Source organism: Kitasatospora sp. NPDC056184 (genome assembly GCF_042268405.1).
Taxonomy (GTDB): Bacteria; Actinomycetota; Actinomycetes; order Streptomycetales; family Streptomycetaceae; genus Kitasatospora.
In genome coordinates, this window is record NZ_JBHJUI010000022.1 from 63073 (window position 1) to 75673 (window position 12601).

The 12601-nt window shown below is 71.6% G+C and carries 11 protein-coding genes and 1 pseudogene; 5 read left to right on the top strand and 7 right to left on the bottom strand.

The genetic code is table 11. The annotated features are described in order from the left end of the window. The first annotated feature begins 28 nt into the window (after window positions 1–28). From lepB to ACFC0B_RS32045, 5 genes and pseudogenes are all read left to right on the top strand, one after another. Window positions 29–778 carry a signal peptidase I gene (gene lepB, locus ACFC0B_RS32025; RefSeq protein ID WP_376093781.1) on the top strand — a complete coding sequence of 250 codons (750 nt, stop codon included), beginning with the start codon at window positions 29–31 and terminating at the stop codon, window positions 776–778. A 118-nt stretch (window positions 779–896) separates the two neighbouring features. Continuing rightward, window positions 897–1370, top strand: a complete 474-nt coding sequence (locus tag ACFC0B_RS32030; protein WP_376093784.1) for an NUDIX hydrolase — start codon at window positions 897–899, stop codon at window positions 1368–1370. A gap of 55 nt (window positions 1371–1425) precedes the next feature. Continuing rightward, entirely contained in the window at window positions 1426–1752 is a 327-nt protein-coding gene (locus ACFC0B_RS32035) for a DUF2469 domain-containing protein (RefSeq protein WP_030056781.1), read from the top strand. Window positions 1753–1920: 168 nt separating this feature from the next. Beyond that, window positions 1921–2472: a YraN family protein gene (locus ACFC0B_RS32040; protein ID WP_376093787.1), complete on the top strand. Its 552-nt coding sequence runs from the start codon at window positions 1921–1923 to the stop codon at window positions 2470–2472. Between the two features lies 1 nt (window position 2473). After that, window positions 2474–3574, top strand: a pseudogene (locus tag ACFC0B_RS32045) (YifB family Mg chelatase-like AAA ATPase); the annotation flags it as partial. A gap of 30 nt (window positions 3575–3604) precedes the next feature. Here the strand turns inward: ACFC0B_RS32045 and ACFC0B_RS32050 are convergent. From ACFC0B_RS32050 to ACFC0B_RS32080, 7 genes are all read right to left on the bottom strand, one after another. Continuing rightward, window positions 3605–4021 carry a hypothetical protein gene (locus ACFC0B_RS32050; protein ID WP_376093790.1) on the bottom strand — a complete coding sequence of 139 codons (417 nt, stop codon included), beginning with the start codon at window positions 4019–4021 and terminating at the stop codon, window positions 3605–3607. Further along, window positions 4018–6141 carry a hypothetical protein gene (locus tag ACFC0B_RS32055; protein WP_376093793.1) on the bottom strand — a complete coding sequence of 708 codons (2124 nt, stop codon included), beginning with the start codon at window positions 6139–6141 and terminating at the stop codon, window positions 4018–4020. Before ACFC0B_RS32055 ends, ACFC0B_RS32050 begins: the two co-directional genes overlap by 4 nt. Then, window positions 6141–8951 carry a hypothetical protein gene (locus tag ACFC0B_RS32060; RefSeq protein WP_376093796.1) on the bottom strand — a complete coding sequence of 937 codons (2811 nt, stop codon included), beginning with the start codon at window positions 8949–8951 and terminating at the stop codon, window positions 6141–6143. The genes ACFC0B_RS32055 and ACFC0B_RS32060 overlap by 1 nt, the downstream gene beginning before the upstream one ends. After that, window positions 8948–10423: an integrase gene (locus tag ACFC0B_RS32065; protein ID WP_376093799.1), complete on the bottom strand. Its 1476-nt coding sequence runs from the start codon at window positions 10421–10423 to the stop codon at window positions 8948–8950. The genes ACFC0B_RS32060 and ACFC0B_RS32065 overlap by 4 nt, the downstream gene beginning before the upstream one ends. 72 nt (window positions 10424–10495) lie before the next feature. Continuing rightward, window positions 10496–11536 carry a hypothetical protein gene (locus tag ACFC0B_RS32070; protein ID WP_376093802.1) on the bottom strand — a complete coding sequence of 347 codons (1041 nt, stop codon included), beginning with the start codon at window positions 11534–11536 and terminating at the stop codon, window positions 10496–10498. Window positions 11537–11643: 107 nt separating this feature from the next. Further along, window positions 11644–12117 carry a hypothetical protein gene (locus ACFC0B_RS32075; protein ID WP_376093805.1) on the bottom strand — a complete coding sequence of 158 codons (474 nt, stop codon included), beginning with the start codon at window positions 12115–12117 and terminating at the stop codon, window positions 11644–11646. Next, the gene (locus ACFC0B_RS32080; RefSeq protein WP_376093808.1) at window positions 12114–12500 is read right to left on the bottom strand and encodes a hypothetical protein; all 387 of its coding nucleotides are present in this window, start codon (window positions 12498–12500) and stop codon (window positions 12114–12116) included. Before ACFC0B_RS32080 ends, ACFC0B_RS32075 begins: the two co-directional genes overlap by 4 nt. Between the last annotated feature and the right edge of the window lie 101 nt (window positions 12501–12601).

Sequence of the window (12601 nt, forward strand, 5' to 3'; positions counted from 1 at the left end):
CGGGTCGGTCAGGGTTTGGACGGTGTCGATGAGCAGTGTCGTGGAACGGCCGACCGACGATCCGCCGGCCGCCGCCCGCCCCCGGCGCGGGCCCGGCGCCGTCGTTCAGGGAGTACTGCTCGGCCTCGGGCTGGTCCTCCTCATCGGCGGCTTCGCTGTGATCGCGGTGAGCTACCGGCCCTACGGCATCCCGACCGGCTCGATGGAGCCCACCGTCCGGGCCGGGGACACCGTCCTCGCCCGGAAGACCGACGGCGCGGACGTCCGGCGCGGCGAGGTCGTGGTCTTCCGCGACCAGGCCTGGGGCGGCCGGCTCATGGTCAAGCGCGTGGTCGCGATCGGCGGCGACACCGTCGCGGTCGGTACCGACGACCAGCGGCTGACCGTCAACGGCAAGCCGGTGGACGAGCCGTACCTCGCGGCGCAGGGCGCCCAGGGTGCGGCCTTCAGCGTGGAGGTACCGCCCGGCCGCCTCTTCCTGCTCGGCGACAACCGGCTCGGCTCGCTCGACTCCCGCGTCCACCTGGAGGTCGACGGCGGGACCGTCCCGGCCACCGAGGTGCAGGCCAGGGTCGAGGCCACCGTGCTTCCGCTCGGCAGGTCGGGCCTGCTGGCCGGCACCTCGGCGTTCCAGGTGGTCGGCGGGGACCGCCCGGCCGGCCCGGGACCGCTGGAGCCCGCGTTCTGGGCGAGCGTTGTAGGCGCGGCGACGATCCTCGCGACCACGGCGGTGAGCGGGGTGGCGGGGCTGGCTCGCCGCCGCCGTCGCGCGGCCTGACCCCGGTCGGCGCGGTTCGCGCCGGGACCGCTCTGCCCAACCTCGCCCCGGACGACCGCGCCGGGTGGCAGGATCGGGGGAGCGACCGGGGCGGACGAAAGGAACGTGGAGGCTCGTCATGGCGGCACAGCGGCGCAGGGCCTCGCGGATCCTGCTGCTCGACGGGCAGGACCGGCTGCTGCTCTTCCACGGGTCGGACCCGGCGGTTTCCGGCGTCAGCTGGTGGTTCACCCCCGGCGGGGGCTTGGAACCGGGGGAGGACCTCCGGGACGCCGCCGAGCGCGAGCTCCTGGAGGAGACCGGGTTGCGCGGCGTGGAACTGGGACCGGTGGTGGCGTACGGCACGGCTTCGTTCTCCTATCGGGGGCGGCGCTACGAGCAGGAGCAGTGGTTCCATCTGGCCCGCACGTCGGAGACGGCGCTGGACCACTCGGGCATGGGCGAGGACGAGCACGCCCAACTGCTCGCGGCACACTGGTGGACGGTCGGGGAATTGCGGGCCACCACCGAGATGGTCTATCCGCTCGGGCTGGTGGACTTTCTGGAGCGGCTGTTGGCCGAAGGGCCGCCGGCCGTCCCGGTAAGGCTCTGAGGGTGAGTGCGGTGGTCCACAATGGGTGGACGTGACAAGTTGAGGGGACGCCTGGATGAGTGCCGAAGATCTCGAAAAGTACGAGACCGAGATGGAGCTCAAGCTCTACCGGGAGTACCGGGACGTCGTCGGCCTGTTCAAGTACGTGATCGAGACCGAGCGACGGTTCTACCTCACCAATGACTACGAGCTGCAGGTGCACTCGGTCCAGGGCGAGGTGTTCTTCGAGGTGTCGATGGCGGATGCGTGGGTCTGGGACATGTACCGGCCGGCCCGGTTCGTCCGCAAGGTCCGGGTGCTGACCTTCAAGGACGTGAACATCGAGGAACTCGCGAAGAGCGACCTGGAGCTGCCCTCGGACGAGTCCGGCTTCGGGAACTGACGGTGGACCGCCCGGCCCCCGGATGTCCAGGGGAATTCCGGGTATTCCGGGTTAATCACTCCCGAGGGTGACAGGAGTTATCCACAGGCCCGAGTTGTCCACAGGGAAAAAGAACTCTCCGGCCCGATCCCGGAGCGCACGGCAACCTCCCCGGCGGAGGTGGTCACCGTGCAGGAGATCGAGCGCGCCACGCGCAAGCAGACCGCGAAGGCCCGGCAGGACGGGCAGCCGCGCCGGAGGGCGGCGCGGCCCCCGTCGGACGGCCCGCCCCCGGCGGCCGCGCCGGGACCGGGGAGGTCGACCAACGCCGGCCTCGGCCGCTACGGCGAGCAGGTCGCCGCCCGTCGGCTCGCCGAGGACGGGCTGCGCATCCTCGACCGCAACTGGCGCTGCGTCGAGGGCGAGCTGGACATCGTCGCCCTCGACGGCGACACGGTGGCCGTCTGCGAGGTCAAGACCCGCTCCGAGCGGGGCTTCCAGCAGCCCAGCGAGGCCATCGGCCCGACCAAGGCGGACAGGTTGCGCCGACTGGCCGAACGCTGGATGACCGAGCGCTGGCCCGGCCACTTCGCCCAGCTGGCCGGCCCCGACTACCGGCCCGGCGCCACCGACCCGCCATGGGCGCCGGTACCGCCCGGCGGCGTCCGGATCGACCTGGTCGCCGTCATCAATCGCGCCCGCGGCGCCGCCTCGGTCGACCACCTGCGGGGGGTGGTCTGAGGTGGCCTTCGCCAGGACGTGCTCGGTGGCCCTGGTCGGCGTCGACGGGGTGATCGTCGAGGTCCAGGCCGATCTGGAACCCGGGGTGGCGGCGTTCGCCCTGGTCGGCCTGCCCGACAAGGCACTCTCCGAGGCCCGCGACCGGGTGCGGGCGGCGATCGTCAACAGCGGCGAGGCCTGGCCGCAGCGGAAGCTGACCGTCGGGCTGAGCCCGGCCTCGGTGCCCAAGAGCGGCAGCGGCTTCGACCTCGCGGTGGCCTGCGCCGTGCTGGCGGCCGCCGAACGGCTCGACCCGACCTCGATCGCCGACCTGCTGCTCATCGGCGAGCTCGGGCTGGACGGGCGGGTGCGCCCGGTGCGCGGGGTGCTCCCGTCGGTGCTGGCCGCCGCCGACGCCGGCTACCGGCGCGTCGTGGTCGCCGACCAGACCGCCGCCGAGGCCGAGCTGGTCCCCGGGGTGACCGTGCTCGGCGTGCGCAGCCTGCGCCAGCTGGTGGCGGTGCTCACCGGAGCCCCCGAACCGGAGGAGCCAGCCGACCGCTCCGCCGGTCACCCGGACCCGCTGATGGCGGGCCTGATGCTCCCCAGCGCGGGGGTGCGAGGCCTGCCCGACGAGGCGGCCGCCCGGATGAACCTCGCCGACGTCGCCGGCCAGTACGAGGCCCGCCGGGCCCTGGAGATCGCCGCCGCCGGCGGACACCACCTCTATCTCAAGGGACCGCCCGGCGCGGGCAAGACCATGCTGGCGGAGCGGCTGCCGTCGCTGCTGCCACCGCTCACCCAGAAGGAGGCGCTGGAGGTCACCGCGGTCCACTCGGTGGCGGGGCTGCTCCCGGCCGGGCGGCCGCTGGTCGACCGGGCGCCCTACTGCGCCCCGCACCACTCGACCACCATGCCGGCGATCGTCGGCGGAGGCAGCGGGCTGCCGAGACCGGGTGCGGTCTCGCTGGCCCACCGGGGCGTCCTGTTCCTCGACGAGGCGCCGGAGTTCCCCGTCCGGGTGCTGGACGCGCTGCGCCAACCGCTCGAATCGGGCGAGGTGGTGATCGCCCGGTCGGCCGGATCGATGCGGCTGCCGGCCCGGTTCCTGCTCTGCCTGGCTTATGCGGGTGCGGACAAGTCCATCACTCTTTCAGGTGCTTGTTGTCCGCTGGCTACGGCGGCTCGCGAGGTCGGCGACGGCCGCGTTCTGGTGCACTTCGCTACGTGACTCTTCGTAGTCGAGGGTCAGTTGGCGGAGGGCTTCGGCGTACACCGCGACGGTCCGGCGGAGCTGGGTGTTCTCGCGGCGAAGGTCCGCGATGATCTCGTTCGGGGTCTTGCGCCGTCCGGCTTCCGGTTCGGCCCCGGGTGTCTGCTCGTGGGCGCCGGCCTGGGCCTTGAACCAGCCGATCAGGTCGGGGAAGTTGCGGTAGAAGGTGGCGTGCTTGATGCCCAGGCGCCGCTCGACCGCCGAGACTGTCGCGCGGCGCCCTGCCTCCTGGGCTTCTCGCAGCACGATGTTCATGGCCGTCTGGACCTGGTCCTCCGTGATCGTCGGCTGTGTCACTGGGTCTGCTCCGGCTGGCCGGTCGGGATGCTGTTCGCCGCGAGGAACTGGGTGATGTCGTCCCGCTGCTGTTCGAGGCGGTCCCGTACGTACGGGGCGAGGACCGTGGCGTTGGCCAAGCTGGCTTCAAGACGCTGCAGCCAGGCGGTGAAGGCTTCCTTGTTGTCGTTGGTGAGGGCCACATTGCGGCACTTCAGCGGCTGGCAGTCGGGCAGGGAGGGCCCGTCCGTGGCGTCGCGGCGGCACAGGGCCCGGTCGGGGTTGTAGACGCAGGTGACGAACTGGCCCGGGTAGATGTGGGGGTCGTTGCGGCGCATGAAGCGGTCCAATCGTTTGCGGTCGGTGATGATCTTGCCGAGGAACTGGACGTCGCTCTCCATGGCGGCGAGCCGGGCTTCGGCTTCGTCGGCGGCGGGACCGGCGAGCCGCTGCGGGGCCGGGCTGAGGATGATGTCGCCGAGCTTTTCGCCGCGGGCGATGGCTTGTTCTGCCTCGACTTCGTGCCGGAAGCCGGAGGCGGAGGTGCCGGCGTATCCCTCGAACATCTGGATGGAGTGGTGGCGGTACTGGATGGCGCCGGCGATCGATCCGCCGGGCTGCCGGGCGATGGACCAGGCGAGGGTGCGGCGGAACTGCCGCGTGTCGAGTCTCCACTCGCGCCCGTTGACCTGCGGGATTCCGTCGGCGCGTCCACTGCTCGTGCAGAAGGCGTTGACCCATTTCATGAACAGGGCGAGCTGCTGGAGAGTGGTGCTGCCCACTTGGGCGGAGTTGGTCCGTCCCCGGCTGTAGTGCCGAGAGGTGGGCGGGACGGCGAAGAGGTAGGGCTGGTCGGCCGGCTGGAGTGCTTCGAGCACGCGGACGGCCTTGGCCGCGGCGGTGCTGACGACCCAGGTGGCCTCGACGCCGTCGGGGGAGCCCTCGCCCTTGAACGCCTGGCTGGTGACTCGGTAGCGCACCGGGCGTCCCTGCTCGTCGCGCCAGACGCCCAGGCAGCCGCGCTTCATGTGCTTGACCTCGCTGTCGCGCATGCCGGACAGGTAGGCGATGGTGATGTAGCACGCCGCGTGCAGCAGACGGACGTAGGTTTCGATGCGGTCCCAGCGCAGGCCGTCCGTCCACGGTTCGCCGTCGAGCGTGCCGCGGATGTCGGTGTCGACGTAGGCGGTGTCGCCCAGCCCGAGTTCCGCGACGGCTGCCTTGATCAGCTCGAAGTAGCCGCCTTCCTTGCGGGCGGTGCTGTGGTGGATCTGGGCTTGGCGGGCGATGTGCTTGATGTTCACGCCGAGTTCGGGGGCGCTGGCGTGCATCTGCAGGACCTGCTCGTTCAGGGCGGGCAGCGGCCGTCGCGCGGCGCGGTAGGTGTCGAGTACCGCGGTGAGCCGCTGCACCGGCGTGGTGCCGTCGATCAGGCCGTGGCGCGGTAGCGCGCGGCTGCGGGCCTCCTGCCAGCCCTGCTGGGCGCGCAGGACATCGTCGGAGAAGTCCTCCACCCACCGCAAGGCCCAGGTAAGCAGCGGGATCAACACCTCTTCGGGGATGCGCTTGGTGGCGTTCTCGCGGGTGCCCCGGCGGACGGTGGGGTCGGCCGTGGCGGGCGAGTCGTCGAAGGCGATCTGGGGGTCGGAGGTGAGCGCGTCGCCGGTCAGCTTGGAGCGGTAGTGCCACAGGCTCCGAACAGCGGCACGCTTGCCGGACAACGCGGTGGCGCCATTGTGCTGGGCACTGATGTGGGCGTCGTACGCCTCGAAGGCATCCTGGCCGAGCTCGCTCAGGGAACGCGCGCCGCGTTCGTCCGCCCAGACGAGGAACTCCTTGACCTGGCTGAAGCGGCGGTGGACTGTCCCCATCGCGAGTTCAGGCTGGCCGTGCGGGTGGTCGTTGCGCAGGAGCGCGAAGAAGTACTCCTTGGCCGGGAGCCGGAACTGGACGGGAATGACCGGGAAGTTCAGCTTCAGGGCGCGGTTGTGCTGCATGTGGAGGGCCGGGGTCAGCTCCCAGATGTCGTCGGTGAAGCGTGCGCTCGTCCGGAGGTCCGCGCTGGCGACGAGGGTGCGGTTGGCCAGGACGAGTTCGTCGGCCAAGGGGTGGCTGAAGGCGAGTGCCGTGGCTGTGGTCATCAGGCTTCCTTGGGTCCGTCGAGGAGATCGAGCACGAGCGGGGCGGGCTTGGCTCGGGCCGCCTCGGTCTTCTCGGCGTCGGTGAACTGAGGCAGGATCAGGCGGGTCAGGGCGAGCCATGTGCGGCCGTGTTCGTGGACCCAGCCGTCGAGGGCCATGCTCTGCCGGGCCTGCTCGATCTCGGCGGTCAGGGCCAGGAGCACGGGCAGGTGCTGATGGGTGATCAGCGCGTTGGGGCAGCGAAGGCAGGTGCGGAAGGACACGTCGCAGCGGTCCTCGCTGAACGGGCTGTTCTCGATGTCCAGGCAGGAACTGGCAACGGTGTCGAGTTCGCCGTTCAGCGCCTGGCTCAGTGTGGTGGGCGTGGTGCCCAGGTCGGCGGCGGCCCCGTCGAGGTCTTCGCTCAGCTGGCGGCTGAGGGCCGGCGTGAGGACTCGGGGCGTTCGGCCGCGGGCGTGCTCCTCGGCGTCGCTGAGCGCGGTGACGAGGACCTCGTCCGCCCACTCGCGTACGACGGGATCACCGCGCAGGTAGTTGGCGAAGGACACGTCGAGCGTGTTGGTGCGGGAGGCGGAGGGAAGGTGCCCGCCCATGGCCTTGGTGGTCCGCACCTCGACGGTCGTCTTGATCCGGTTGCCGCTGATCTCCAGTGGCTTCCCGTTGTCGTCCATGAGGTTGTGACGCTCGGCGAGCTGCCGCAGGTACAGGTTGCGGGACAGCCGGTCCGCGAACGGGTCGAGGTGGCCGGCGGATGCCGCCTTGAGGGCCCAGTTGGGTCCGGGGCGTCCGCTGCTGCCGGCCCAGATGCTCCAGATCCGCGTGCTTGCGGAGAAGCGGCGGCTGCGGGCGGTGAGTTGCTGCAGCAGCAGGTAGTAGCCGCCGGGGGTGTGCAGCTGGCGGCTGTCACTGCCGCCGGTCTCCCAGTGCACGGTCTCACGGGTCTTGTTCTTGCCGCGGCGGCGCTTGGTGAGGGCGACCGCGACCGCCTGGTTCTCCAGGACACGGTGGTCGGCTGCCAGATCCTTGATGGTCTCGGCGTTGCGGCCGGTCAGGCCGACTCCGAGGACGAACAGGGGGGCGAGGTCGCTGTCGGTGAGGAAGAGGTGGCGGGCGATTTCGAGGCGGCCCTCCATGACCGGCCGACGCAGCTGGGTGCGGACCACCGGTACGTACCCGGTGCGGTCCATCGTGTCCAGGTGTCCGGCCAGCGTCCGCTCGTCGTCGGTGAGGGAGCCGGGGTCGGTGCGGAAGGTCTCCAGCAGGCGTTCACCCCGACGGATACGGTCGCGGATGGCGACGACCTCCGTGCGTGCGGCGCTCATGAGGTCACGGAACTCACGGTCGGAATACCCCGGCACACCCGGCGAGTTGGCGCCGATCTGCCACAGGGGCGCCCGCAGGTAGTCACGCAGGTCCTGGGAGAGCACGTCGGACGGGGTGACCTCGCGCAGCAGCAGCCGGATCGCATACAGCTCGCGCGTCGCGCTGAGCTCCTTCACGGTCTGGAGGCGGTGGAGACGGAAGCGATTCAGGTGCCGGACGGTGAGCTCGGACAGGGAGGCGGGCGGCTCCCCAAGGGTGGTGAGGAAGGTCAGGAACCGTGCGATGCAGCCGAACATGTTCATCGCGCTGGACTGGGTCCGCAGGCCCCCGGTGGGTCCGGTGCGGACGGCGAACGCCGAGGCGAGGTCGGCGTGGAAGGCGGGTGAGGGGAGCGTGGCGAAGTTGAACACATCGCTTCGCCCGTCCTCGCCGGTGAACGTCACCGTCAGGGACTTCACCAGCTCGGCGCGGGTGACATCCGGGGTGTAGGGGCCCTCGGGCATCGCGGAGCCGCGTCCCTTGCCGGGGCGGGGAGCCGGGATCACCCGGACGGGGTCCGTCACGGCGGGGAGGGCGATGCCGGCGCCTGTGGTCTCCAGAGCCGCCCGCAGGTTGGCGGACAACTGGTCGTATGGCCGCACGTTGCCCAGCAAGGAGTGGATGTGCAGGCGCATCCGCCTGGCAGTGTCCGGTGCCACTTCCGCGGCGATCCGGTCCGCGAACTCGGTCAGGTGGCGGGCGTTCAGTTCGCTCACCGACGCGAGGTCGGTGTCCGTCTGTGCCAGGTGCTGCAGGAACCGCCGCAGGGCCGAGTAGTGGCTGTTGGCGTGGTTGAGGCCGATGGGCCCTTCGTCGCGGGTCACCACCTTCTTGAACGCGGCTGCCAACTCCGCGTGCAGGGTGGGGACTTCCAAGGTGGAGAGGTCGAAGATCCGCTGTCGGCCGCCGGCCTCGGTGAACACGATCAGCAGCGGATTGTCGGGGTCCTCCTCGATGCGGGGCGTGGGGTCGAAGTCCTCGGGGGTGCCGTCCCATGCGGCGGCGGCGCGGGACTGGGCGAGGTAGGTCCGCAGCGAATGGCTGAGCAGGTCCGGCGGGCTGACGTGCCGCAGGAGGCTGGAGGCGGCGGTGTGCTGGGCGGTGCGCGAGTTCAGGGAAGCCGTGTCGCTGCGGTGGGTGCGGTACAGCCGCATGTGCTCGGCGGTCAGCTCGCTGATCGAGCCGGGCACCTGGTCGAGCTCGCCGAGGAAGTACAGGAACCTTGCCGTCGAGCCGTGCATCCCCAGCGCGGTCTTCACCGACCTCGTGTCCTGGCAGCGGGAGCGGAAGGCGGCGACCAGGTCGTGGTGCAGGGCCGGGACCGGCAGGTGGGCGAAGGAGAAGACCTGCTGGCGGCCGTCAACTCCGGTGAAGTGCACGTCGAGCGGCCCCAGGGCCGGGGCGTCCGTGTCGGACGGCCGGCTGGTCTCGACAGAGTCGGTGGTCATGCGGGAACCCCCTCCGGGGTGGCAGTAGTGGAGACGGCGGGTGCGGCGGTGGGCTCCCAGTCGTTGGGAATGAGCGCCATGCGGGTCTCCATCTCCAGGTCCTGCAGGGCGTGCAGGTACCGCAGAGTGGTGACGACGCTTCGGTGTCCGAGCCGGATGCGGACCCAGTTGAGCGGGTCACCGAAGACCATCTGGTGGGTCTGGCGCTGGCCGGGGTTCATCGCGGCCATGTCCTGGATGTGGCCGCGCCAGAGCTGTTCGAGGGTGATGACCGCGAAGCTGTGCCGCAGCGCGTGGGGATGGGCCCGTAGGTTCAGCCGGTGGCGGGTGCACCGCCGGTTGGCGGCCTTGAACACCTCCTGCCAGCACGAGCGGGCGCTGGGCAGCCCCTGTTCGTTCAGCCACAGCGCGGCGGGCTCCAGGCCGTCGGGGGTGTCGATCAGCAGCCGTCGGCGCTCGGCGTGGGTGAGCCGTTCCACCGCGATCCGCTGGCCCTCGATCACGACGACCGGATCAAGCGGATCGGCGACGATCAGCGGATTGCGGATACGCTCGTACACACCGCTCTCGCGGGCGTACTCCACGGCCTCGGCCCGCTCCTCCTCGACGTAGTCCCACGTCGCCTTCAGCGAGGAGGCCGGCAGGTAGATCCAGCGGGCGGAGCCCCACTTGGCGATCGCTTCCGGCAGCCAGGTGCGGGTGTTGGCGTTGCCCGGCACCTGGCGCGGCAGCTCGAACAGCGACAGCGAGGTCTGCTCGCACAGCCGCATCCCGGTGCGGATCATCTGATCGGCATAGGTCGCGTTGCGGGTGGCGAAGCGGCCCCGGTAGGAGCGGTCCGCCAAGCCGGCGGGCGTGTAGCCGCGAAGCCCCACGTCCCGCCAGCTGCGGTACATCTGCGGGGTGAGCCAGACGACCTCGTTGCGCGGGCCGGTGTGGGAGGACTCCGCCGGGGTCATCGCCACGGTCCGGTGCCCGTGCGCGGGGTGGGCGCGGGCCTCGCGCTGGATGATCGGGTTCTCCGCCGCGTACGCCCGCCTCGGGTGGACGGCCCACTGGTAGAAGCTGTTGACGGTGGCCACCTCACGGTCCCAGGTGGTCCAGTCCACGTGGGGGCCGCGCGGGTCCGCCGTACGCCACTGCTTGTATGCGGCCCGGTCCTCCGGTGTCGCCCGGCGCCAGTCCTTGCGGCCCCGGCTGATCCACAGGAAGGTCAGCCACAACTTCAGGTCGGAGGCCGCCGCACGCTGGGTGTCCTCGGGCGAGGCGGCCAGAGCGGTGGCGAAGTAGGAGTTCAGCTCGACGTCGTACCGGCCCAGGGGGCTGATCAGGAACGGCTGTCCGTCCAGGACAGCGTGGTCGTCCAGCCACTCGTCCAGGTCCCACAAGATGTCGATCAAGGGGTCCGGCCACTGCGGCCGGGGCAGGGTGCGGCGGGTGTGGAACACCCGCCAGGCGATCTCGTCGCTCATGCTTCCCGTCACTGCTGGTCGGTCGGTGGAGCCGGGCGGCCGGCGCCGCCCGGCGCGAAGCGTCCGGGCCGGTCAGGAGCCGTCGGCCAGACGGGCGGTGGTCCGGACCCGGGACAGAGCCACCGGCAGCGGGTTGCCGTCGTCGCCGACCAGGCGGCGGCTGGCCGCCCACTCGTTCAGCAGCGGCGCCAGGGAGGTGCGGGCGGGCACGCGGGCCCCGGCCGGTGTCCAGACGCACCACAGCCGTTCCGAGCCGCACGCGCGGCGGGCGCCCTCGGTGAGCTGGTGCACCATCAGGTAGAGGTCGCCCGCCAGTTGCGGCCGCTCGCTCTGCCTGCCGCCGACCGGCCAGCGCAGGGTGAAGAGCTCACCGGGCCGGCGGTCGCGGCGGGTGCGGACCTGGACCATCCGGCTGTCCTGGGCGAGTTCGTGCGAGGCGGGCAGGTCATGGATCTCCGAGGGCCGCAGCAGCGTGAGCCGGGTGGCCAGGACCAGCAGCGGGGCCAGGTCCTGGGCCGTCAGGCCCTGGCGGTTGATGGTGCAGGGGCCCTGGGACTCGATCCGGTCGCGGATGGCGGCCGCGTCCTGGCGGGCGGCGTCAAGGACCTGCTCGAACTCGTGCTGCGAGTAGAACAGCGGGGCAGACGGCACGGGGCGGGTGGTGAACTGCCCGCTCTGGCCGGGGCGGCCGGGCTGCAGGACCTGATTGCCCAGCTCCGGGCAGAGGCTGCCATACGGCGCGTTCTTCAGCAGCCGGAACAGCACCGCCATTTCGCGGTACCTGGCGTCCGTGCTGACCGCGACGGCCCGGCTGGCCCGGTACTGGTCGAAGTGCCGGGGCCGGAGCGCGGACAGGGCGTCGAACGTCTCGCCGAGCGTGCCGAGGAAGCTCAGGAAGCGACGCAGGGTGGTGAAGTACACGTCCGCGGTGGACAAGGAGCCGGCCTGCTTGATCGTGGTGGCGAACGCGCGCTTGAGGTCGGCGTGCAGAGCGGGGCACGGCAGCTCGGAGAAGTCGTAGGCGCGTCGTCGGCCGTCCACGCCGCTGAAGTCGACCGTCCAGGGGTCGGGCTCGGAGGTGGTGCCGTCGGAGAACGTGGTGGTCGTGGACATGGCTGCCTTTCGCGCGGCGCTCGGGCCGCTGGAGGATGTGCGTCACCGCGCGCACCAGTGGTGCGGGGACGCGGGGGTGAAGGTGTGAGGGACGCGGAGCCGATGGCTCAGGCGTCGTGCCAGCCGCTGATGCGGACCTGGGCGCCGCCGTGCGAGGCGGTCAGCCGGATCGCCCACCGCCGGCCCATCTCGCAGAGGGCGACCTGGTCGGCCGGGGTGCGGTCGGTGGCCGCCGTCAGCACCATCGCCACCGTCACCGGGCCGCCGGTGTCGTCGGCGGCGAGGAAGACCCGGGGCGTCAGCAGGAGGCCGGCGCCGAATCCGACGGTGGGGGCCTGGGCGGTGACGGTGCGGGTGACGCCGCCGACGGTGACGGTGACCTGCCGGGTGGCGGGCGGCGTGTCGGCGGCGACCGCGGCCTTCTCGCACGGGCAGCCCTCGTGCCGGGGCCAGGCCAGGTGCCACACCTTGCCCACGCAGACCCGAAGCGTGTGGCACGGGCAGTCGGGACAGTCCGGCTCAGCGGGTCTGACCCACTCCGGGCCGTCCAGCTCCGCCGGGTACCAGCCGTCGCCGTTCACGCGCTGAGCTCCTGCGGCTCGGCGAAGGCCAGGCGGCAGGTGTAGGAGCCGAGCTCCTTCAGCGCCGACTCCAGGGCGGCGCAGGCATGGACAGCGCGGGTCACCGCCACCGCGGCGCCGGCCAAGTGGCCGGTCAGCGGCGTCTGGTCGCCCATCGCGTCCAGGCGGACCCTCCCGGCGACGGCCATCGCCGTCAGCGCGGTGCCGCTCTGGCTGATCGCCTGCGGCAGCCGGCCGGTCAGGATGGCCAGGGCCTGGACGGTGGCGTCCACGTCGCCGGGGTAGGCGTACGCGCCGCTGTCCAGCGTGGCGTGGTTGAGCGAGCGGACCAGGTCGCCGGCCTCGGTGGCCAACTGGGCCGGAGACTTCCGGTTCCGGGGCATGATGGTGCCCTCCCTGTCTCGTCAAGGTGATGGGGGAACCCGGGGCGGCCGTCGTGCCGGCAAGCTCTGAACGGCCGCCCCGGGGCTGTGACCAGCCCGGA

Coding starts and splice junctions, on each gene's coding strand:
- lepB (WP_376093781.1), top strand. CDS start 29: ATGAGCAGTGTCGTGGAACGGCCGACCGACGATCCGCCGGCCGCCGCC.
- ACFC0B_RS32030 (WP_376093784.1), top strand. CDS start 897: ATGGCGGCACAGCGGCGCAGGGCCTCGCGGATCCTGCTGCTCGACGGG.
- ACFC0B_RS32035 (WP_030056781.1), top strand. CDS start 1,426: ATGAGTGCCGAAGATCTCGAAAAGTACGAGACCGAGATGGAGCTCAAG.
- ACFC0B_RS32055 (WP_376093793.1), bottom strand. CDS start 6,141: ATGACCACAGCCACGGCACTCGCCTTCAGCCACCCCTTGGCCGACGAA.
- ACFC0B_RS32060 (WP_376093796.1), bottom strand. CDS start 8,951: ATGACCACCGACTCTGTCGAGACCAGCCGGCCGTCCGACACGGACGCC.
- ACFC0B_RS32065 (WP_376093799.1), bottom strand. CDS start 10,423: ATGAGCGACGAGATCGCCTGGCGGGTGTTCCACACCCGCCGCACCCTG.
- ACFC0B_RS32070 (WP_376093802.1), bottom strand. CDS start 11,536: ATGTCCACGACCACCACGTTCTCCGACGGCACCACCTCCGAGCCCGAC.
- ACFC0B_RS32080 (WP_376093808.1), bottom strand. CDS start 12,500: ATGCCCCGGAACCGGAAGTCTCCGGCCCAGTTGGCCACCGAGGCCGGC.